Source organism: Oculatella sp. FACHB-28 (assembly GCF_014696015.1).
Taxonomy (GTDB): Bacteria; Cyanobacteriota; Cyanobacteriia; order Elainellales; family Elainellaceae; genus JAAUTN01.
In genome coordinates this window covers 199042-219507 of record NZ_JACJPJ010000090.1, presented here as the reverse complement: position 1 = coordinate 219507, position 20466 = coordinate 199042, and the positions used below count along the sequence as shown (strand labels likewise).

The window sequence follows — 20466 nt, the reverse complement described above, 5'->3', positions numbered from 1 at the left end:
TTTGCAGGACGTTATCGCAACCGCAGAAAACGGTTTGGCTTGCGCTTGAACCTGATTGCTGGCTTACTCAACTATGAATTGGCACATGCCTCTTGATTCATGCAGGAAGTCTAATGAACCCTGTTTGAAATTTTCGGTTGTTGGATCTGGACAAGCCCCACAAGTGCCTATCTGAGGTATGTTGGGTTGCTATAGGATGGCTTTAGTCCCAACCTATCGACCTACGTTACCAAGGACAAGACTTGTATGACTGGCTCTGTCAATCCTCCAGGTTCACCTGAGTTACCTAACGACAGTGGCGTTTTGCCGGAGAGTGAAGGAGTGATTTTACAGCGGGGCGGAGAAGAGTTGGCGCTCGAAAAAGTGGGCGATCGCTTCACCGTGCGTCCCATCCCAAACCGCTCTTTGACAGAATTGGCGCGTCAGGTCGGGGCAGTGGCAGCTTTACCTGTGCCATCTGGTCGGCTGATTGAGCTTCAGATTGCACCCGATCAGCTGGATCGAGCTATGCAAATCGCACGAACCTCAGAAGATGTTTCCTTTGCCAGCCACGTCTATCACGTCCAAAACAACCCAAGCACAAGAATTTATTTAACCGACCAAATCACAATTCAGTTTGCAACCCAGATGGATGGGGCGGGTGCACGGGCGATCGCCACCTCCTTAGGACTTGAGCTAGAACAGCCAGTCGCCGGAATTCCCAACACTTACGTCTTTCAGGTCACGCAGCAGGCTCCAGCCAATCCGGTAAAGCTAGCGAATCAACTGATGCGCCGCGCCGACGTACTGACCGCAGAGCCTAACGTCGTCATCAAGACCCAAAAGCTATATCGCCCTAGCGACAGCCAATACCCCAAACAGTGGTACTTGCAGAACAACGGTGGCTCCCGTGACCTCACCGCCAGCTCCCACATTGCAGCAGAAGCAGCCTGGGACATCACTCGCGGAGTCCGCTCGATTGTCGTCGCTGTTGCCGATGATGGCTTTGACCTGAACCATCCTGACTTTCAGGGCAAGGGCAAAATCGTTGCACCGAGAGACCTGAAGCGAAAAGACTTCCTGCCTATGCCCGAAGAGCAGCAGGAAAATCATGGGACTTCCTGTGCGGGGGTGGCGATCGCTGAAGAAAACGGAGAAGGCATCGTCGGTGTGGCTCCTGGCTGCGCCTTCATGCCCATTCGCACAACAGGCTTTTTGGATGACGACGCGGTCGAACAATTGTTTAACTGGGCCTTAAACAACGGAGCTTCGGTAATTTCCTGTAGCTGGGGTTCCAGTGCCGTCTACTTTCCCCTTTCTCTACGTCAGCGGGCGGCAATTACACGAGCTGCAACAGAAGGGCGCGACGGTAAAGGCTGTGTCATCGTCTTTGCGGCAGGAAATGCCAACCGCCCCGTTTCCGGTGAAATCAACGAGCAGGGCTGGACGCGAAATTTGCTGCGCGGGGTTACACCCTGGCTCAGCGGCTTCGCAGTGCATCCCGATGTGATTGCAGTTGCAGCCACCACCAGCACAGGCAAAAAAGCCGTCTACAGCAATTGGGGCACCAACATCTCAGTAGCTGCGCCTAGCAACAATGCTTCTCCCGTGATTTGGTTCCAGGAAGCCGGATTTGTCAATACTGCCCCTCCAGTCTCAGGCAATTTGCTGGGTAAAGGCGTATTTACCAGCGATCGCCTTGGCTCTGCAGGTTACGACCCTACTGGCTTCACCCAAACCTTTGGCGGCACCTCCAGCGCTTGTCCTGTCGTCGCTGGCGTAGCGGCCCTGGTACTGTCTGCAAACCCTAACCTGACCGCACGAGAAGTGAGGCAAATCTTACAGGAAACGGCTGATAAATTAGTTGATCCAGATCCAGACCCACAGCTTGGGTTGCAGAAGGGTACCTACGACACCAACGGGCATTCACAGTGGTTTGGCTACGGTAAAGTGAATGCTTTCAAAGCAGTACAGGCAGCCCAACGACGCGCAGCAGCACCGCTCACCGCTTCCCGTCGAATTCAGCAGCAAAATTCCAACGCTTTCAACATTCCTGACTTTAACCTACAGGGCATTGCCAGTCCCATTCAGGTTTCTGAGTCTGGTCTGGTTAGAGATGTCCAAGTTTATGTGGATGTCGAGCACACCTTCCTGGGCGACCTAGAAATCAGCCTAATTGCTCCCAGCGGTCAAACGGTGCTACTGCAAAACCGCACCCTGGGGCGTAGAACCCGCCTTCAAGCCACTTATTCACTTCAAACTACCGCAGCTTTGAGCCAACTCCTAAACCGCTCAGCAACGGGCCGCTGGCAGCTCCGAGTAGTCGATCATGCTCAACTCAATACAGGTCGATTGAACAGTTGGCAAATCACGCTGGGAGTCTAGGAAGAGAGACTAAGGGTTTAGACAATTGGCTCTTGTAGGATGGGCTAGCAAAGCGTAACCCATGCTATTGAAAGACTTGGCCCAAACCCAAAACTTACCTTCCTAGCCAAAAGCTGAAAGCATCTCTGCCTCGGCTTCCGTTGCTTCTCCAGCAAGGGCTCTGAGTGCAGCTTCCAGATCAGCCGTAAAACGCTTGGCACCTTGCTTTGCAGCACCCTGGACGTAATTAGCGACCTTCAGCGGCTTGCCAATCTGAATCTTCACATTACAGCCCCGGGTGGGAAAGGCTTCCCCGTAATCCAGGGCGATCGGAACGACCTGTACGCCCAGCCCAGGCTGACTCATTTCTGCCTGAATTGCTAATCTCCCTAAACCTGGCTTCAGCGGGTGAAGCTGACCGTCTCTAAAAATGCCACCCTCTGGAAAAATCACCAGCATTTCGCCGTTCTGTAAAACCTCTACGCCATGACGCAAGCTGGCGACGGTTGGACGCTTTGTATTAACTGGAAAGCCCCCTAACCGACGGATAAACCAACCCTGAATGCCTTTAACTTCGTCAGCGGTCACCATGAATCGTAGATCTCGTCCGGTTACAGTGCGACCCGTCGCGTAGGGCACCATAATTGCGTCCCACCGCGCCCGATGGGTCGGAGCTAGAATCACAGGGCCCGTTATCGGCAAGTTTTCTTGCCCAGTCACCTCGATTTTGCCGAAGTAGAAGGGCAGCACAATTCGACGCGCCAGCGGGTAGACCAGGGGGGTTAGCCAGGGTGAGAAGCGCGAATCAATCGCATTTTGGGGCGTTGCAGTATCTACGGCGGTGTCTACAGAGCTTTTGACGGATTCCAAGAAGGAGTTGAACAAAACCATAGAGATTAACAGGATATCAGGGGCACTGGAAGTGTCGTTATCTACACCATAAGCCGCCCAAAATGGCTTGTCTTCTTGCTGAGGGACAGTTCTGAGGCTGTCCTGGAATAAGACCGCCGACAGAGCAGAATACACCTCTCACGTTGAGTATATAGAAATCTTGGCTATACCCTCCTATAGAGGGATGACAAAAGTACTTTTCTCTCTAAACAGTTTCTATCGACGTTGAGCAAACCAGGCTTGAAGCTGTTGCCGACAGGTCGATTCTAAAATTCCACCTAGTACGGGCAATCGGTGGTTGGAGCAGGCACTATCGGGTAGGTTTGCAACGGTGCGAACTGCCCCCGTTTTAGGATCGTCTGCGCCATAAACGAGCTTACCTAAGCGGGCTTGCACGATCGCCCCGGCACACATAGGGCAAGGCTCCAGAGTGACATAGAGAGTACAGCAGTTCAGATGCCAGGTTTGCAATTGCTGTCCGGCAATTCGCAAAGCCAGAATTTCAGCGTGGGCAGTAGGGTCATGATCGCGTTCACGACGATTTTCCGCTTCGGCAATCAGGCGATCGCCCTCTACAATCACTGCCCCCACGGGTACTTCACCCGCATCTCCAGCAGCAGCAGCAAGGGCGATCGCCCGACTCATCCAGCGATAGTGAACCTGATATTCGGGATGATCAATCAGCGGCGGCGGAATCTCAAGCGCCATTTAGTTTTGTACTAGCAGCGGGTCTAGCTTTCCCTGAGTGTCTAGCTCATACAGGTCATCACAGCCGCCAATATGCTGGTCGTTGATAAAGATTTGGGGCACGGTGCGCCGTCCGTTAGCGCGTTCCCCCATTTTGACCCTGGCGGCTCCGTTGCCGTCAATTTTATATTCGGTGTAGTTGACTCCTTTCCACCAGAGCAGCATTTTGGCGCGAATGCAGTAGGGGCAGGTCTGCCAGGTGTAGATTTCGACGTGAGCCTTGACCCGTTCAGGATGGCGACCCAAAAGCGCGTTTAAAGAATCCAGCATATTGAGGGCGTTAAAGGACGTTAAAAAGATTTAGCTTACTTCCATAGGATATCGGCATGGTGGCAAATATGGTCTTCCATAAACGTGCTGATGAAGTAGTAGCCGTGATCGTATCCTTCCTGCATCCGCAAAGTTAGAGGTTGTCTGGCTTTGGCACAGGCTTGCTCAAAGACGTGGGGTAAAAGCTGCTTTTCCAAAAACGGATCGGCTGTGCCTTGATCGATTAGGATAGGCCGATTTGACGCAGCAGTAAGGACAAGTTCACTGGCATCGTAAGCCCGCCAGCTTTCCTGATCGGGACCGAGGTAGTTGGTGAATGCTTTTTGTCCCCAGGGGCACTGCATCGGCGCGGAAATTGGGGCAAAGGCGGAAACAGAACGGTAGCGATCGCCATTCCTCAACGCGCAAACCAACGCACCATGACCACCCATTGAATGCCCGAAAATGCCCTGTCGGTCTTCCTGAACAGGAAAATGAGCAGCAATTAAGGCTGGAAGTTCGTTTACAACATAGCTGTACATGCGGTAGTGCGATCGCCAGGGTTCTGTGGTCGCGTCTACATAAAAGCCTGCGCCTGTGCCAAAATCCCAATCGTCATCTTCACCAGGAATGTTTGCCCCACGTGGGCTGGTGTCGGGAGCAACGAGGAGCAGTCCATGTTTGGCGGCAAATTGTTGTGCGCCTGCCTTGACCATAAAGTTTTCCTCGGTGCAGGTAAGTCCCGACAGGAAATACAGCACCGGCACAAACTCAGTTTTTGCCTGGGGCGGCTGATAGACCGAAAATTTCATTTCCCCCTGACATACTTCGGAGGGGTGGCTGTAAAAGCCGACGGTGCCGCCAAAACAGGTGTGCTGGCTAAGCAACTGAGGAGGGGTGGAAACTGGCATAGCTTAAGAGGCAGTTGAGAAGGGATTGCAAGAACCAAGGTGAGGGCGATCGCAGCACTGGCATTCTAATATCAATTCACTCGTCAATTTACCGCTCGTTACAGCAAACTAGCCATAAGTTGCGCTAGATGCTAACTTTGTGTGCAAACGCATCGGGCGATCGCCATGAAATTCCACAACTTTGCCTCTCTGACGCTGTTTGCCGCGCTTTTTTGGGTTGTACCTGCCAAGGCCGAGAATCTGCAACACGTCCAGCAGTTGATGTCTACTCGCGAGTGTCAAAGCTGTGACCTGAGCCGAGCCGGATTGGTGTTTTCTAACCTATCGGCAGTAGATTTGAGCCAAGCGAACCTGAGTCTCGCTAACTTAAATCAGGCAAACTTGAGCGGCTCCAATCTGGCAAATACAGATTTGTCTGGGGCTGTTTTGGTCAGAGCAAATCTCAGCGGGGCTGACCTGAGCGGGGCAAATTTGGCAGGCGCGGATCTGCGAGAAGCTTACCTATACGGAGCAAACCTGGAAGGAGCCAATCTGGATGGCGCGATTTTGCAGGGAGCGATTGGGTTGCCTGAGGAATTAATTGGGGCCCAGCAGTTTTATAGCTGGGGCATTGCAGAATTTCAGCGGGGCAACTTTAGCGGAGCGATCGACTATTACAACCAGGCATTAACCAAAGAACCTGATTTCTCGGCAGTTTATCTAGCGCGAAGCCTTGCTCGCTATCGGTTAGGTGATGAAGAAGGGGCGATCGCTGATGCCAACCGAGCCGAACAGCTTTTTGCCACCGAAGGCAACGAAAGCGGCAGACTCGCCTCCGTGCAAGTAGCTGAAGGCATCGTAGAAGCGCAAGAAGCCCTTGAAGAAGCAAACAATCGCGGTCGCGGCGGTGGCGGTGGTTTCATCAGATTTATCGGAGGGCTGGCTAGTATGCTCCTCCAATTTGGCTTATAGCTGACCCTTCTCTCTTAGGTAAAGGGGATTATGCCGGAGTTTCTATCAACACCGCTGGAGTGATACTGCCAACACAACGGTATAGGCAGAGAAACTATTCACCAAAGATGCTTTGTAACAGCGGCTGTTATAAAACCTTCTGATGACAACTTAAGCAAATTAGGGCGCAAGACATAGCTCTTGCGCCCTAATTTGCTTTTTGGGCTGCCATGAGAAAATTTAGTGTCAAGGTTATTGCAACAATTATTTGCATTATGTTACATTCCTTTACATAAGGTTAAGCAAACGGGGAATACGACATGGCTCCTGGACAAGTGATTGAAGAAGGCGGACGGGCAAACGTTTACGCAGTTGAACCCAAAATGTATGTCGATGACACGCAGCGGTTTGGCTTCAACGAATATGCAGAGAAGCTCAATGGACGACTAGCCATGATTGGTTTTACCTCAGCGCTGATTATAGAAGCGACCACAGGACATGGTGTCCTTAGCTGGCTAACTAATTTCTAGTTGAGCCGCTGATATTTTTGAGACTAGGCAGGTAAACCGTATTATTTCGGAGAACTATTGTGAAAACCGATTTTGATTTTCCTAACAAGTATTTAGTTGGACCTGTCGTATTTAGACCTGATTTCAATGCTCAAGCGGAAGTATTGGACATCAACCAGGCATGGTCACTGTTCTTTAACGTGAGTTCGGGTTAAGCTAAACGCTGCAAGGTTTGGTATAAAAGGCTTTAGGCAAAGGGTATTGCTGTAGGCTCTTCTCAATAAGGTTGTTTATTGAGAAAAATTGCATCTGTGGACCTTGCTGACAATAGCTTGATTCACTGCAACGAAATGAGGTACGAAAAATCAGGGGTTCTGACGATTTCTTATCCCGAACTCACGTTTCTTTACGGCCGGGCAAGAGGACAAGGTATTGGGCTTCAATACCGAGGCAGGTCAATTCTTCACCAATCTGTTGCTGGCGATCGCTGCCGCTGGAATTTTGTGGGCTTCCTTGTTCAACAACTTGGTCTAAAGAACCGAGCAGCGCCTTCTGTTTAGTTGAAACTAACTTCCTTCGGTCAACTTTTTGGGCAGAGACGCTGTATTCCAGCGCTTTTGCCCAAATTTTTTTAAGCAATGGGTTAGCAGTCTGCAACTAATCTTTGAGATATAGCTACCTTTGTTGCCAGGATGCTGCGTTCCTAAACTTTGGATTTTTCTAGATCCTCTTGGTTGGAGCGAGAGGTCGTGGAGTTTTGCGGAGGCTGGCTGCTAGCGAATGACAAACCTTGCCAGTTGAAAGCACTCTTCACGTAACTGCTGCCAATGATGCTGAAAAACATCACATAGCCTACTGCTTGTGCCAAATAAAGCTTTTGGGTGTAGCCCAGGAATGCTTTAAGCAGTACTCCCGGAAATTGGCGATCGGGCAAGACGTGTGAAGCGTCCCAAATCTGTGGACCTAGAATGCAAGATGGACCGGGGCTAAAGCAAAGTGGCGCAAAGTTAGGATTGACCTGAACCAAATTCACTACTGCTGCATCTAAATGGCGGAGGACAGAGACAACCAGTCCAGACACGATTAACAGCAACATCACGCCCAAAATTTGGAAGAAGCGGCGGAGGTTGATTTTAATGCCCAGCCTAAATAGCATTACGCCGATCGCCACTGCGGTGACTAACCCTCCGATCGCCCCCAGCACTGCCATCCAACCTTGCTGAAACTGGGCATTAATAAACAGCGCAACTTCAAATCCTTCTTGCACAACGGCGATCGTCGTTAACCCAAAGACAGCCCAACCTGCATGATCTGTCTTTTGCAGTGCTTTTGTTACCGACTGTTCGACTTCTCCCTTCAGAGAACCGGATTGGCGGGTCATCCAGATTAGCATCCAGCTTAGGAGGGCGATCGCCCACAGCCCAAAAAAGCCTTCTAGCAGCGGCTTCACTACTGGAGCATAGGATTGATTGGCAGACTCAACCGCCAGCACCAGTCCGGTAAACAGCACACCCACTATGATGCTGGCGACGATTCCAACTCCCACGCCGCTATAGACCCAGGGATTGAGCCGCTCCTGGTTTGCTTTCCTTAAATAAGCCAGGACAATACCAATTACCAGGGCAGCTTCCACCCCTTCGCGTAAGGTAATGACAAAGGTAGGCAGAGCAGCACTAAAGTTCATAACTGATTTGTATTGATATCTATATCTGGATATTTAGTAATAGAGATGCGTTAAGTCATCCATTAAATGAGGTTAGCCACTCACTTTTCAAGCCTAGCCTATTGTTCACTGACATGAGTCATTCGTAGGAAGGACGCTAACTTCTTAGACTAGCCGAGTCCCCTCGTTACATCTGGCTAGCTTCGTCACTCGTTAGGCTAGCCTCGTCCGTTGCTAAGCTGGCCTCACTACTCAGCAAGCTGACCTCACTGCTCACTAGGCTAGCTTCGTCACTCGCTAGGCTGTCCTCGTCCGTCGCTAAGCTGGCCTCACTACTTACTAGACGGACTTCCCCCGCCACTAGGCTAGCCTCGCTGCCTACTAGGCTAGCTTCGTCACCCACTAGGTCAGCCTGACTGCTCACCGGACTAGCTTCATTGCCCGCCAGGCTGGACTCACCCATCACCAGCTAGCCTCGCTACTCACCCAGGTCACCTCACTATTTGCTTTGCTGGGCTAGCTTGAGGCTGAGCAGTTCCAGGGAAAAGACATCACTGCTTTAGAGAATCTGTGGGTTAGAAGCGCGAATCTCGTAGCGGGCGTTTCGCGAAACGCCCCTACCGGGGAATAGCTATTTCTGAATCTCTACGCCAATGCCGGGATTATGAGAAGAGATTCTCAATGGCGAATTTCGACATTCATCACGTAATGTCCAAGCTGGACCTTGCCCGACCACAGCTCATATTCCACCCGCAAATGGTGGGGCAGTTCACCACCGATCAGCTTCAAACTGCGGGTAAAGTTTCGCAGGCGCAACTGTTCATTGCCACTCGTGTCACCTTGCAGCCAGTAGCGGCTGATGCCGTAAACCCCCTGTTCCCAGAAGTGGCGATAGCTAAACTGACCGTTTCCCTGCATCGTCATGATCACGCGATAGGGAGAAATTTCTAGCCAGAGCAGCCGAGGTGTTTGGTTGCCCGATAAAGTTGCCACTTCAGGTGTGATTTCAGACGAAGTTCTTGGAAGTGGCATATCGGCCCGCTCCTGCACCCAAGGCTCCGTCAACAGCAGGTGAAACTGTTCGTTTTCTCTCTGATAGAGGGTTGCCGACGTTTCCAGTACTGACCAGAGGGGCAAATCCAAAGCCGTAAACGAAAGACAAACAGGTCTAGGATGGTGGCTGAGCATGTTTTTGGGGGCAAGAAAACGGTAGGATGGCTAGCGCCACTCCATGTCAGTGTATCTAATGGCAACTGCGACTATTACGTTGAATCATTACGAAAATCACCATTCTCTGACGATCGCCCCACCCAGTTCTGGATTATCGCTCCAGGGTCAGGTTCAAATCCCAGGAGATAAGTCCATTTCGCATCGATCGCTGATGCTGGGGGCGATCGCTCAGGGAGAAACTCAAATCCGGGGTTTGCTCTTGGGGGAAGACCCGCACAGCACTGCTGCCTGTTTTCGAGCAATGGGCGCGGAAATCTCAGAGCTTAATTCTGAACTGGTGACGGTTCAGGGAATTGGTCTAGGACAGCTTCAGGAGCCAAAGGATGTACTGGATGCAGGCAATTCCGGCACGACAATACGACTGATGATGGGCATTCTGGCATCCCATGCAAAGCGATTTTTTACGGTAACGGGGGATGCGTCGCTGCGATCGCGCCCCATGTCTCGCGTTATTCAGCCTTTGCAGCAAATGGGCGCACAAATCTGGCACCGCTCTGGCGGATTGGCACCACTGGCAATTCAAGGACAGGCGTTGAAGCCAATTCATTACCATTCCCCGATCGCCTCAGCCCAGGTGAAATCTTGCGTTCTGCTAGCAGGACTAATGGCAGAAGGGGAAACAACCGTCACCGAACCTGCCCTATCTCGCGATCACAGCGAACGAATGCTGCGGGCATTTGGGGCAACGGTGAAGGTTGAGCCAGAAACCTGTAGCGCAACGGTGACAGGACAGGCAAAACTGCAAGGGCAGACGGTGGTTGTGCCGGGAGATATTAGCTCTGCTGCCTTCTGGATGGTCGCTGCTGCGATCGTCCCTGGTTCTGAGTTGCTGATTCAAAATGTGGGAATCAATCCCACCCGTACCGGAATCCTGGAAGCGCTGAGCCAGATGGAAGCCGATGTCACTCTGGAAAATCAGCGTACTGTCACAGGTGAACCCGTTGCCGACGTGCGCGTGCGCCACAGTTCCCTCAAAGCCTGCACGATCGCAGGAGATCTAATCCCCCGTCTGATTGACGAAATTCCGATTCTGGCAGTCGCGGCTGTGTTTGCTCAGGGCACAACTGTGATCCGCGATGCCGCAGAGCTGCGGGTGAAGGAAAGCGATCGCCTCTCCGTCATGGCTACCCAACTCAGCCGTATGGGAGCCAAAATCACCGAGTTACCAGACGGCTTAGAAATCACAGGCGGAACATCTTTAGTTGGGGCTGAAGTGGATAGCTACACTGACCACCGGATTGCAATGAGTCTGGCGATCGCTGCCCTTAACGCCAAAGGCACCACCACCATCCAACGCGCTGAAGCTGCCGCTATTTCCTACCCTAACTTCACGACAACGTTGCAGCGAGTCGTTGGTTAGCAATGAAGTTTTGTCAGGCTAAAACTGTCACTCTGTATCTACTAATTCGCTAGGTTCGCCAGGGTAGAAGCGATCGCCCAATATTTCCACCAAACTGTAAGGACATTCAAAAGGGAAAGTTTGATTTGGTAAATTAGTTTCTCCAGCTGCCAACTCAACCCCTCTAACGTAGGCTTTACGAAGTGCTTCTTCCAGGTAGGGTTTTAGGCTGAGATTCTCTTCAAGCAGTTCGGTAATATCTAAGCGTTGAATCCGAAGAGTTGCTAACCAGCTCCGGCTCCGAAATTGCGGTTGATACTGCCATTTCAGCAAGTGCCCCACTAGGACACTCAAGCGATTACGCAACTCCTGGCGTTGCTGCTTACCCAAGGACTCAATCTCCTCGATTAAGTTCGGCAAATCAATTTGATCCCACTCTTGCTTACGCAGAAGCTTTGCCTGTTCTTGCGTCCAAGCATGAAAATCAGCTTCGTAAAGACTAAGTGCAGATAGAGGATGTTGTGCCATTTTTGAGGTTGCTGCGAACTTGTGAATTAGCTTATTTCGACTACAACCTTTCTTATTGTAAAGGGTCTAAATGCTAGGAATTTTTTGTCTGCCAGTGGACAAGATGCGATCGCATCAATGGTTCTAGAAGAATTGGAAGACGATTGCGTTGGAATAAAGCTTTTTCCTACTCTCCAGATAACATTTGCCCAACTTGCTGCTACAGCAATAGCTAAATATCCATGCAGGCAAAACTCAAGAACTTGATCCAGTAGAGTTCTAAACTGACTGTTCAGGGTATGATCTCATCTGTTCTGGCAGTAAGGACACGGCGTTGAAGTATTGGCGGGAAACACTGGCAGTCGCGCAGCGAATTTTGACTGAGTTGGGCAGGCGGAGGCGATCGCTAATTTTCTGGGCAATCTTTCCAGTCTCCGTGCTGCTGTTAAACGGCTACATTCTGGCAGAACGGGCACAGCTTTCAACTGGGGATGCGTTTGAGCGGGCAGCTCCGGCAACTTTAGTGGGAGCGGCTTTATTTTTTAGCTGTTTGGGTGGAAGTGTCGCCACGGTTGTTTCTGAGCGAGAGCAACACACGCTGAAGCGGCTATTCATCTCGCCTCTTAGCGGCACGTCTTATTTCCTAGGAATTTTTCTGGCTCATAGCTGTATTGGAATTGGGCAAAGTCTGCTGGTGTACGCGATCGCCGCTCTCTTAGGTGCAGAGTTCAACGGGTCGTGGGGATTGGCGATCGCTATCATTCTGCTTAGCATTGCCGCTTATGTCGGAGTCGGGTTTATTCTTGGTACTCAATTTGCTCGTCGCACTGAAGATGTGAATGCCCTGGTTGCAACCTTTGGCGTGCCGCTGCTGATTTTGGGAGGGGCATTCTTGCCGCCGGAGTTGTTCCCAGAAACACTGTTAGAAATTGCTGAATTTAATCCGATCTACCACATGAATTTGGCTTTGACGGGTGTTTCTGCAATTGGTGATGGCATAAGCGAAATTTCCTTCCACTTCTGGTTTTTGGTGATTTTTGCAGTGCTGATGGTGGCTGGTGGTTGGCTAGCCTATCGGCGAATGGTTTGGCGAGAAAGGAGACTTTAGCATCTGTGCTGCAAATTCAACATCTCAACAAACGCTATGGCGATCGCCCCGTTCTGCAAGACCTGAACCTATCAATCCACGCAGGCGAAATCTATGGATTGTTGGGTCCCAATGGCGCAGGCAAAACCACCACGATTAACATCATCTGTAATCTGTTGCAGGCAGATAGCGGAGTCGTTAAAGTTGGCGGACGAACAGTTTCAGAAGTAACAAAGAAACTGATTGGCGTTGCGCCTCAGGAAAATCTGCTCTATCGCAGTCTTACCTGTGCCGAAAATCTCAACTTTTTTGCTCAGATTTATGGACTCTCTCGCACACAGCGGCGACAGCAGGTGCAAGATTGCCTCGAAGCGGTGAATTTGAGCGATCGCGCCAACAGTCCAGCAGAAACACTCAGCGGCGGAATGCAGCGAAGACTGAGTATGGCGATCGCCCTCGTCCACCGCCCCAAGCTGGTCATTCTAGACGAACCCACAACTGGATTAGACATTGAAGCCCGCTACGAAATTTGGGAACTGATTCGCCAGCTTAAGGGACAGGGAATCACCGTCCTACTAACCACACACCTGTTAGACGAAGCAGAAAGGCTGTGTCAGCGCATCGGCATTCTCAAAGGCGGTCAACTGATGGCAGAAGGCACCCTGGAAGAGTTGCAGCAGTCTATTCCCGCTAAGGAAGTTGTGGTGGTGCAAACAGACCAGGAAGAAGAGGCGATCGCCCGTGCCCGTGAATCCGGCTTCACCCCTCGACGTTATGGCAGCGATCTTGCCTTCTGGCTACCAGAATCGCTGGAGTTAAAAGAAATCCTCGATCGATTTGCCGGCATTCCGCTGGAATCCGTTTCCCGCTATCCAGTAAAGCTAGAACACATCTATCTCGAAATCACCCAGCCTGAGCGTAACCAGGAATTTTTTGTGCCTGAAGAGATTCCCGATCCTTGGGTTGTGTAGCCTCAACCCATCACTCCTTTACACATCTCCAATCCAAGCACTTAGGATAAAGAAGGTTGATTGGCTTGGAGAATGATTAGGGCAATGGATTGGCAGGAAGTTTCAGGAAATTGGATTCTGGTGCCCTCTCGACCGACGGCGATTGTGCATTTTCTGGGGGGCGCATTTGTAGCAGCAGCTCCTCAAGTCACCTATCGCTGGCTGCTAGAAAACTTGGCGCGCCAGGGTTATGCCATTGTTGCGACTCCGTTTGTGAACACGATGGATCACACAGCGATCGCCCGTCAGGTCTTGCAAAACTTCATCGTCGCTCAGGACTATCTACAAACCAACGTCTTCAAAAAGCGTTATCAGCCCGTCTATGGCATCGGTCACAGCATGGGCTGCAAGCTGCATTTGCTGATCGGTAGCCTCTATCCGCAGGAACGAGCTGGGAATATTTTGATCTCGTTTAACAACTTTCCAGCAAGGCGATCGATCCCGTTAGTTGAGCAATTTACTCAGTTCTCACCTGCCTTTGCGGTTGAGTTTGTCCCTTCTCCTGAGGAAACTAACCAATTGATTGAGCGGCAATATCAGGTGCGACGCAACTTACTGATCAAGTTCAACAACGACGACATTGATCAAACCAAAGATTTGACAGAAGCTTTGCTCAATCGCTTTCCTGACATGACCGCTCTAAAAATTCTTAAAGGCAGCCACTTAACTCCGCTGGGGCAAGAAGTTGGCTGGCAAACTGGCTCCATATTCACACCGCTAGATGCGATCGGTCAGCTTTTTAAGCAGGAAGTTTACCGAGATTTGAACCAGCTTAGAGATGCAATTTTGCTCTGGCTCAATCCTCTATCAGTCAGGAAGTAGAGTGTAGTTAAAACCTTGCATTTAATGCAGAAACCCGTTTATGCTGCCGCATTTCTAATTTATTGCTGTGTGGTTGGTACATCAGGAATAGAGGGCATTTGGTCATGTTGAATGCTGGTCAGCCCCAAATAACCCAGGAATAGGATTACACCAGCTAAAGCAACGATCTGAGTAGTTTTTTCAACTGCGATAAAGCCACGTAGAAACTTATCCATTGGAAATTTCTCAGTTTTGTAACAATCTCTCAATTCACTCTAACCTCCATTGAAATAACGCGTCCAGGTTTAGAAAAGCATGACCAGCATTATTTACAGTAGAGCGATAGCCCAAAGTTCTTTCCTCTCTCTGCTATGCCAGTCCCACAAACCAATGTCGCGCCTCGTTAACAAACGAGGCTATATCGCCGAGTCACGGTAAATGAGTTCTGGTTGCCCCACAACCAGTTCTAACTTCAGACGCAACGAAGTTGGGATTAAATGAAGGGTAGTTCTCTTCAATCCTCAATGAGCTAGTACCTTACTATCAAAGGTTCCTGTTCTCTCTTATTGACCTATGACTCAAGCGACTCAGCAAGGAAAGAAGCCTTTTTCCAGCTTTACTTACCGAGAAGCTTTTAAGCATCTGGGAATAACTGAGCTAAAGCGATAGGAACTGACAGCAGAACCAGCCCCCATCAGTGACTTCTTTTGCAAGCGGTTGGAGCGGCTACAGCGGTTTGACCTTGAAAGCCTAGAAGTATCCAAAACGCTGCTCATTGATGCCATCTGTGAAGAAGGATTGGAGGGCTATGAACGTTTGAAGGTGTGGAAGGGGGCTTACCTGGAAGGGGAAAAAGTTTGCGGCAATGTGGACTACCTGATTGCTGAGCGGCGAGCCTATCTGGAAGCTCCTTTTGGATGCGTCATTGAGGCTAAGAAACGTGAGTTCGGGATAAGAAATCGTCAGAACCCCTGATTTTTCGTACCTCATTTCGTTGCAGTGAATCAAGCTATTGTCAGCAAGGTCCACAGATGCAATTTTTCTCAATAAACAACCTTATTGAGAAGAGCCTACAGCAATACCCTTTGCCTAAAGCCTTTTATACCAAACCTTGCAGCGTTTAGCTTAACCCGAACTCACGTTAAGAAGGATGACTTTGAGCAAGGCGCTGCCCAATGCTTGGTAGAAATGCACACTTGCCAATGGGTGAACCGTCAGATGGAGCGGGATGTGGATATCTACGGTATTGTCACCAATGGTGAGGGGTGGAAGTTTTACCAGCTAGCATCCAGGGGTGAAGTGTCTGAATCGTTGCTGTATGGCATTGGTGAAATGTCAATTTTGCTCGGACTGTTGCGGATGTTCTTTGGACTGTGCGATCGCAACTTGCATTCTAGTGTTTGAGCATTGAGCGAGTCTTGATGCAAAATACCTCAGAGGAAACCTAACTCCTCCCACAGTTTTTGACACTCCTCCACCAGCGGAATGCCTAGCTCTGTTGCTAACGCCGACGCCTGCTCACAATATTCTCGCGCCACATCAGCCTCACCCAGTTTTTGATGTAGTTCTGCTAAATTCCTCAGGACTTCGGCTTCACTTGCTCGATCGCCAATTTCTCGAAGAATTGCCAAAGCTGCAAGAGAGTTTTCCATTGCTTCTGGACACTGCTCTAATTCAATCTGCGTTGCTCCCCAATTCACCAACGCAATACCTTCGCCTCGTCTATCGCCAATCTCCCGTGCAATAGACAGACGTTGTTGATAGTAGATGATCGCCTGCTCACACTGCCCCAGAGCATCGTAGGCAACCCCCAGATTGTTTAACGCAATGCCTTCGTTCCGCCTGTCGCCAATTTCCCTAACAATGGTGAGATTTTGCTGGTGATGGGCGATCGCCTGCTCATACTGACCCAGAGCATTGTAAGCAATTCCCAGATTGTTTAACGCAATGCCTTCGCTCCGCCTGTCGCCAATTTCCCTAGCAATGGTGAGATTTTGCTGGTGGTGGGCGATCGCCTGCTCATACTGACCTAGAGAATAGTACGCAATCCCCACACTACCTAATGCAATACCTTCGCTCTGTTTGTCGCCAATCTCCTTAGCGATGGTGAGCGATCGCTGGTGGTGAGTGATCGCCTGCTCATACTGCCCCAGAGATTTGTACGTGCTCCCAAGATTACCTAGCGCCTTGCCTTCGCCCTGCCTGTCACCAATATCTTGAGCAATGGCGAGATTTTGCTGGTGGTGAGCGATTGCCTGCTCATACTGACCTAGAGCATCGTACGCAATCCCCAAATTGCCTAGCGCATTGCCTTCACCCCGCCTGTCGCCAATCTCCTTAGCGATGGTGAGATTTTGCTGGTGGTGAGCGATCGCCTGCTCGTACTGCCCTAGAAAACAGTACGCAATCCCTAGATTGCCTAACGCATTGCCTTTGCCCCGCCTATCACCAATATCTTGAGCAAGCGCTAGTGTCTGCTCAAGATATTCAATTGATTGACGATAATCGCCTAAAATCTGGTAAACACCGCTCAAGTTATTCAAGGCTTTCCACTGACCTTGGCAATCACCCATTTCACGAGCCAATTCTAAACTCTGTTGGTGATACTGAATTGCTTGAACAGGAGCTCCTAAAGTTCTGGATACAAGCCCCAGTCCTCGGAGCCAAAGAATATCACGTTCACGCGACGTTTTGTGAATGACTTGTTGATAAAGCTCAATCTCCTCGCGGTAGTATCCCCAGGTTTCTAGCTGCCAGTGCAAAGGCTCTTGGGTGGGTGAATCAATTTGAATATCCAGAATCCTGCAAGCAGTTTCCCAGTCTTCTACTTCGCAGTAATGGGCAAAGGCTTCCAGGTAACCGCGCACAGTCTCGATGCGTTCGGCGTTGGATGGTGAGGTGTAAGCAGTGAGCCAGAGGTGAGCAGCGTTGTGTTCTGCCGTTTCCCAGGTGGAAGGGGTGGCTTTGAGTTGGGCGTAGGCGCTGTCGCGGATTAGGTTGTGTTGTTGAATCAGAAGTTGTCCAGCCTGGATGTCGATGTCTTCGACTAAGTTGCGCGATTTGAGGGTGGTGAGGGCAGCGGTGCGGTCGGAGTCTGAGACATCTTCCAGCATTTGCAGATAAAACGATTCGGCAACGGGGCGACGAAAGACGGCGCTGCGCTGAAGCATTTGGCGGGGCAGGTCGGGCAGTTGTTGAATCGTTTGACTCACCCACTGACGCGCTCGCTGTTCCTGGCTTTGGCGCAGGGTTGAGGAGGGTTGGCGCGGGTTGTGTGGTTGGCAGTTGTAATACTCCATCCAATATTTGGTGATGCTGCCGCCAAACAAGCGACTGCGGATGTCGCCCGCAATCATTTTGAGGATCAGCGGGTGTCCTTGAAAGTAGTGGGCGATCGCACAAACATAGTCACACTCAGTATCAGTAGATGGCGTAATGCCATAGTTGCGGAGCAGGTCAAGCCAGTGGTCAGCTTCCAGTCCGCGCAGGGAATATTCGTGCCAAAGCTGGTCGTAGCGGTAGATTCGGTCTACCAGGTCGGTGGGGAGAGCCTGGGAAGTGAGAACCAGGCGGCTCTGGCTGCGGGGCGAGTTGAGCAGTTGCCCAAAAAACTCGACCCAGACGGCATCGGCAAACTGGTAAGAGCCATCGCTAGACTGGCGCAGCAGATATTCTAGCGAGTCAAGCTGAAGCCAGTAGGGACGCTGCTCTAACGCTTTGAGCAGGTAGGGCAAAATTTGTTCGTCGGGCAACTGTTGGGCAGTGTCGTCACCGATCGCCTGCAAAATGGCGATCGCCCCTCGTGTAAAGTCGGTAGACGGCGTACCAATGTCAAAGGAAATTCGGTGAAACTTGATTTCGGGCGGTAGGAAGAGGCGATCGCTCGTGCCATCAGCCCCATTCACCATCAGATCTGCCGCTAATTTTTCAGCCAGGGCAGTTTTGCCGATGCCCGTCATCCCATGAATGATTAACAGACGGCATCCGGCGACTAGAGCGTCGGTGAGGTCAGCGACAATTTCCGCTCGTCCCGTCCAGGTTTCCGCCTTATAGGTAGAAAACGTAGGGGCGAACGGCCGTTCGCCCCTACCCAATGCTCGTTCGCTCGTACCCAATGCCCGTTCGCCCGTACCGATGGCAGGCGTGAGCAGTGGAGGAGTGGGGGCGATCGCCTCTTTTTCTAAAGTCACCCCCTCAGACTTTTTTGCCTGAAGCGTCTCCACGGCTCGACGAATTCCTTGCACGACATTGAGAAAGGCTTCATCCCGGTCATCCCACTTGGTGACGGGCTTGGCATCTTTGGGCAGCACTTGCAGCTTACTAAACGGGCTGTCTTGCCAATCGCAGGGCTTCACAATGATCGGAATCACTCGTGCGCTGCCCTCATCGTGGCGCTGCACCGCCCGCTGCATCTCCAGGTCATAGCAGTAGTCTGAGGCAACGAATCGAGGCGTAATCAGCAGCAGAATAATCTCTGCGGTTTCGAGCTGGCGTTTGATTTCAGCATCCCACTCGGCTCCGGCTTCAATGGCGCGATCGTGCCACGCTCCAATCTTGCCCTGACGTTTTAAGTTAGCCAGGTGAACGTCCAGTTCTTCTCGCAACTCTTCATCTTTGTGAGAGTAAGAGATAAACACCTGAAGGGGCGGAGGCACCGATGAGGTCATGAGTCGCACTTCGGAGGGGTTGCCATCAGTATATTCAACTCGACATCCAACTCAAAGACAGCAGCAATTAGGACGGATGGGCAACGTTTCTAATTTAAAGCTGCAAGTTTTCAGCTCAAAGAGCGACATTTCTAGTTCTAAACTGCAAGTTTCTAGTTTTGAACTGCAAGTTTTCAGTTCACAGAGCGATCGCTTCTGTTCAAAATAGGATGATTCCTACTTCAAACAAGAAATGTCCTGCTTGAAACAGGATTGTTTCTACTTGAAACAGGATTATTCCTACTTGAAACAAGAAACGTCCTGTTTAAAACAGAATTGCTCCTATCCTAAACAAGACGCTTCGAGGTTAAAGGGCGATCGCCCCCTCTTACTCGCTAATCTGCGATCGCGTTACATCTAGGGTTTCTCGGATGCAGGCTCTCAAGTCTGCTTCTTCGCCTCGACCTTCTAGCTGGCAGATACGAGCCATTGCTAGTCGAATTAAGGCATCCTGGCGATCGCCTCGTTGCCACTGCTCTCTCAAGTCTTCCAGCGTTTTTTCGTAGGCGGTCGATGATTGCACGTTGGATTGCTGTGCTTCGGCAGCGGCAGTTTCAGCAGCTTGTTGCTTTTGCTCAGCTTCGGCAGCGGCAGTTTCAGCCTGTTGCTGAGTTTGTTGAGCCTGGACAGCCAAAGTTTGAGCAGCTTTAGCCTTTTCTTGTGCTTCGGTTTCGCGTTTTACCGCAGCCTGCAAGTCCTGGTTTGCCTGATTTGCGGCATCAACCGCTTGCTGTTGTTTTGCCTCTGCTAATCGGAGGTTTCTGATTGCGCGATTGGTTTCGGTTTCCAGGTCAGCTTTCTCTTGTCGCAGGGCTGCAATTTCAGAGCGGGTAGTTTCCATCTGTTGCTGGGCGCGGATTCCGGTGGTGGTGGCGATCGCCAGCATCACTCCCATCACGCCAGCCCCTACACCTACCATCAGCTTTGTTCTGCGAATTGCCTTCTCAGCCTGACGGCTTTTTGTAATGTAGTTCTTGTGTTGTTCAGTCGGTTGTGGTGCTTTGCCGTCAGATTGTTTCAACCACTGCTCTGCTGCCGCTAAACCGCCGCCGCGCAACAGCAATCCATCATTGCGTCCTGCATCATCCCACTCGATCGCTTTCACCAAAAGGCGAGTATGAGTCCGCACATGATCTAAATCTGTGTCTACAGCCTTGATTAGGGTCTCAAAGGCGTAGTCGAAGTCATCTTCTTCTCGAAAAAACAGCCAGTTATGCTTCTGTAGCGCTTCGTGTACCCGCTCAATGGCAAATCCTTCTCGCCGCACAATCGGAAACAGACGTTTGTTTAGCTTGGCAGCATGTTCAACTTCCTGATAGCAAATCTTAGAAGCAACTGAATCAGGGCTGATCACAAAAATAAAGGTGTCGGCTCCTTCAATTCCGGCTTCAATCTCCTTCCACCACTCAGCGGTGACAGGGATATCTTCCCAGTCAACCCAGGTATCTCGCTGGCTCTGGCTCAAAGCCTGATGAAGCGTGCGAACGAATTCTTTGTCTCTACGGGAATAGGAAATAAAAATATCCGCCATACTGCTCTCCAG

21 protein-coding genes and 1 pseudogene are annotated in these 20466 nt (G+C 50.8%); 10 read left to right on the top strand and 12 right to left on the bottom strand.

What is annotated here, in order from left to right; all coding sequences use genetic code 11:
• Positions 1-96: pseudogene (locus H6F88_RS24165) on the top strand (IS5/IS1182 family transposase); the annotation flags it as partial.
• A 150-nt stretch (positions 97-246) separates the two neighbouring features.
• Positions 247-2364: a S8 family serine peptidase gene (locus H6F88_RS24160; protein WP_190645277.1), complete on the top strand. Its 2118-nt coding sequence runs from the start codon at positions 247-249 to the stop codon at positions 2362-2364.
• Between the two features lie 102 nt (positions 2365-2466).
• Here H6F88_RS24160 and H6F88_RS24155 read toward each other — a convergent pair whose 3' ends face one another.
• The 4 genes from H6F88_RS24155 to fghA all read right to left on the bottom strand — a co-directional run bounded on the left by H6F88_RS24155 (position 2467) and on the right by fghA (position 5141).
• On the bottom strand, positions 2467-3369 hold the full coding sequence (locus H6F88_RS24155; RefSeq protein WP_347277737.1) for a lysophospholipid acyltransferase family protein: 903 nt from the start codon (positions 3367-3369) through the stop codon (positions 2467-2469).
• A gap of 81 nt (positions 3370-3450) precedes the next feature.
• On the bottom strand, positions 3451-3942 hold the full coding sequence (gene tadA, locus H6F88_RS24150) for a tRNA adenosine(34) deaminase TadA (RefSeq protein ID WP_190645276.1): 492 nt from the start codon (positions 3940-3942) through the stop codon (positions 3451-3453).
• The gene (gene grxC / locus H6F88_RS24145) at positions 3943-4251 is read right to left on the bottom strand and encodes a glutaredoxin 3 (RefSeq protein WP_190645275.1); all 309 of its coding nucleotides are present in this window, start codon (positions 4249-4251) and stop codon (positions 3943-3945) included.
• A gap of 35 nt (positions 4252-4286) precedes the next feature.
• Positions 4287-5141 (bottom strand): S-formylglutathione hydrolase, encoded by an 855-nt coding sequence (fghA, locus tag H6F88_RS24140; protein WP_190645274.1) that lies wholly within the window; start codon positions 5139-5141, stop codon positions 4287-4289.
• Between the two features lie 141 nt (positions 5142-5282).
• Here fghA and H6F88_RS24135 point away from each other — a divergent pair, with 141 nt between their 5' ends.
• On the top strand, positions 5283-6092 hold the full coding sequence (locus H6F88_RS24135; RefSeq protein WP_199333768.1) for a pentapeptide repeat-containing protein: 810 nt from the start codon (positions 5283-5285) through the stop codon (positions 6090-6092).
• A gap of 299 nt (positions 6093-6391) precedes the next feature.
• The gene (locus H6F88_RS24130) at positions 6392-6601 is read left to right on the top strand and encodes a chlorophyll a/b-binding protein (RefSeq protein WP_190645273.1); all 210 of its coding nucleotides are present in this window, start codon (positions 6392-6394) and stop codon (positions 6599-6601) included.
• Between the two features lie 375 nt (positions 6602-6976).
• Here H6F88_RS24130 and H6F88_RS24125 read toward each other — a convergent pair whose 3' ends face one another.
• The 4 genes from H6F88_RS24125 to H6F88_RS24110 form a co-directional block, all read right to left on the bottom strand.
• Complete coding sequence (locus H6F88_RS24125; protein ID WP_206756464.1) at positions 6977-7219, bottom strand: hypothetical protein; 243 nt, start codon at positions 7217-7219, stop codon at positions 6977-6979.
• Between the two features lie 64 nt (positions 7220-7283).
• Positions 7284-8264, bottom strand: coding sequence for an FTR1 family protein (locus H6F88_RS24120; RefSeq protein WP_190645271.1), 981 nt, complete (start codon positions 8262-8264; stop codon positions 7284-7286).
• Positions 8265-8430: 166 nt separating this feature from the next.
• On the bottom strand, positions 8431-8706 hold the full coding sequence (locus H6F88_RS24115; protein ID WP_190645270.1) for a hypothetical protein: 276 nt from the start codon (positions 8704-8706) through the stop codon (positions 8431-8433).
• 215 nt (positions 8707-8921) lie between these two features.
• The gene (locus tag H6F88_RS24110; RefSeq protein WP_190645269.1) at positions 8922-9431 is read right to left on the bottom strand and encodes a hypothetical protein; all 510 of its coding nucleotides are present in this window, start codon (positions 9429-9431) and stop codon (positions 8922-8924) included.
• A 58-nt stretch (positions 9432-9489) separates the two neighbouring features.
• Between H6F88_RS24110 and aroA the strand changes: the two genes are divergently transcribed.
• Positions 9490-10833 (top strand): 3-phosphoshikimate 1-carboxyvinyltransferase, encoded by a 1344-nt coding sequence (gene aroA, locus H6F88_RS24105; RefSeq protein WP_190645268.1) that lies wholly within the window; start codon positions 9490-9492, stop codon positions 10831-10833.
• 27 nt (positions 10834-10860) lie between these two features.
• Here the strand turns inward: aroA and H6F88_RS24100 are convergent, their stop codons facing one another.
• On the bottom strand, positions 10861-11340 hold the full coding sequence (locus H6F88_RS24100; RefSeq protein WP_190645267.1) for a DUF29 domain-containing protein: 480 nt from the start codon (positions 11338-11340) through the stop codon (positions 10861-10863).
• A 313-nt stretch (positions 11341-11653) separates the two neighbouring features.
• Between H6F88_RS24100 and H6F88_RS24095 the strand changes: the two genes are divergently transcribed.
• The 3 genes from H6F88_RS24095 (at position 11654) to H6F88_RS24085 (ending at position 14238) form a co-directional block, all read left to right on the top strand.
• Complete coding sequence (locus H6F88_RS24095; protein ID WP_190645266.1) at positions 11654-12427, top strand: ABC transporter permease; 774 nt, start codon at positions 11654-11656, stop codon at positions 12425-12427.
• Between the two features lie 5 nt (positions 12428-12432).
• Complete coding sequence (locus H6F88_RS24090) at positions 12433-13377, top strand: ATP-binding cassette domain-containing protein (protein WP_190645265.1); 945 nt, start codon at positions 12433-12435, stop codon at positions 13375-13377.
• Positions 13378-13461: 84 nt separating this feature from the next.
• Positions 13462-14238, top strand: coding sequence for a DUF1350 family protein (locus H6F88_RS24085; RefSeq protein WP_190645264.1), 777 nt, complete (start codon positions 13462-13464; stop codon positions 14236-14238).
• A gap of 59 nt (positions 14239-14297) precedes the next feature.
• Here H6F88_RS24085 and H6F88_RS24080 read toward each other — a convergent pair whose 3' ends face one another.
• The gene (locus tag H6F88_RS24080; RefSeq protein WP_190645263.1) at positions 14298-14453 is read right to left on the bottom strand and encodes a hypothetical protein; all 156 of its coding nucleotides are present in this window, start codon (positions 14451-14453) and stop codon (positions 14298-14300) included.
• 481 nt (positions 14454-14934) lie between these two features.
• On the opposite strand from H6F88_RS24080, the gene H6F88_RS24075 reads away from it, so the two are divergent.
• Both H6F88_RS24075 and H6F88_RS24070 read left to right on the top strand, forming a co-directional pair.
• The gene (locus H6F88_RS24075; RefSeq protein ID WP_190645262.1) at positions 14935-15192 is read left to right on the top strand and encodes a hypothetical protein; all 258 of its coding nucleotides are present in this window, start codon (positions 14935-14937) and stop codon (positions 15190-15192) included.
• An 84-nt stretch (positions 15193-15276) separates the two neighbouring features.
• Complete coding sequence (locus H6F88_RS24070) at positions 15277-15621, top strand: hypothetical protein (RefSeq protein ID WP_190645261.1); 345 nt, start codon at positions 15277-15279, stop codon at positions 15619-15621.
• 29 nt (positions 15622-15650) lie between these two features.
• Here the strand turns inward: H6F88_RS24070 and H6F88_RS24065 are convergent, their stop codons facing one another.
• On the bottom strand, positions 15651-18884 hold the full coding sequence (locus tag H6F88_RS24065; protein ID WP_190645260.1) for a tetratricopeptide repeat protein: 3234 nt from the start codon (positions 18882-18884) through the stop codon (positions 15651-15653).
• 367 nt (positions 18885-19251) lie between these two features.
• Positions 19252-20454: a toll/interleukin-1 receptor domain-containing protein gene (locus H6F88_RS24060; protein ID WP_190645259.1), complete on the bottom strand. Its 1203-nt coding sequence runs from the start codon at positions 20452-20454 to the stop codon at positions 19252-19254.
• Positions 20455-20466: the final 12 nt, after the last annotated feature.

What these genes read in the sequence shown, in the direction of transcription:
- H6F88_RS24160 (WP_190645277.1), top strand. Translation starts at nt 247, where the DNA reads ATGACTGGCTCTGTCAATCCTCCAGGTTCACCTGAGTTACCTAACGAC.
- tadA (WP_190645276.1), bottom strand. Translation starts at nt 3,942, where the DNA reads ATGGCGCTTGAGATTCCGCCGCCGCTGATTGATCATCCCGAATATCAG.
- grxC (WP_190645275.1), bottom strand. Translation starts at nt 4,251, where the DNA reads ATGCTGGATTCTTTAAACGCGCTTTTGGGTCGCCATCCTGAACGGGTC.
- fghA (WP_190645274.1), bottom strand. Translation starts at nt 5,141, where the DNA reads ATGCCAGTTTCCACCCCTCCTCAGTTGCTTAGCCAGCACACCTGTTTT.
- H6F88_RS24130 (WP_190645273.1), top strand. Translation starts at nt 6,392, where the DNA reads ATGGCTCCTGGACAAGTGATTGAAGAAGGCGGACGGGCAAACGTTTAC.
- H6F88_RS24120 (WP_190645271.1), bottom strand. Translation starts at nt 8,264, where the DNA reads ATGAACTTTAGTGCTGCTCTGCCTACCTTTGTCATTACCTTACGCGAA.
- H6F88_RS24115 (WP_190645270.1), bottom strand. Translation starts at nt 8,706, where the DNA reads ATGGGTGAGTCCAGCCTGGCGGGCAATGAAGCTAGTCCGGTGAGCAGT.
- H6F88_RS24110 (WP_190645269.1), bottom strand. Translation starts at nt 9,431, where the DNA reads ATGCTCAGCCACCATCCTAGACCTGTTTGTCTTTCGTTTACGGCTTTG.
- aroA (WP_190645268.1), top strand. Translation starts at nt 9,490, where the DNA reads ATGGCAACTGCGACTATTACGTTGAATCATTACGAAAATCACCATTCT.
- H6F88_RS24100 (WP_190645267.1), bottom strand. Translation starts at nt 11,340, where the DNA reads ATGGCACAACATCCTCTATCTGCACTTAGTCTTTACGAAGCTGATTTT.
- H6F88_RS24085 (WP_190645264.1), top strand. Translation starts at nt 13,462, where the DNA reads ATGGATTGGCAGGAAGTTTCAGGAAATTGGATTCTGGTGCCCTCTCGA.
- H6F88_RS24080 (WP_190645263.1), bottom strand. Translation starts at nt 14,453, where the DNA reads ATGGATAAGTTTCTACGTGGCTTTATCGCAGTTGAAAAAACTACTCAG.
- H6F88_RS24065 (WP_190645260.1), bottom strand. Translation starts at nt 18,884, where the DNA reads ATGACCTCATCGGTGCCTCCGCCCCTTCAGGTGTTTATCTCTTACTCT.
- H6F88_RS24060 (WP_190645259.1), bottom strand. Translation starts at nt 20,454, where the DNA reads ATGGCGGATATTTTTATTTCCTATTCCCGTAGAGACAAAGAATTCGTT.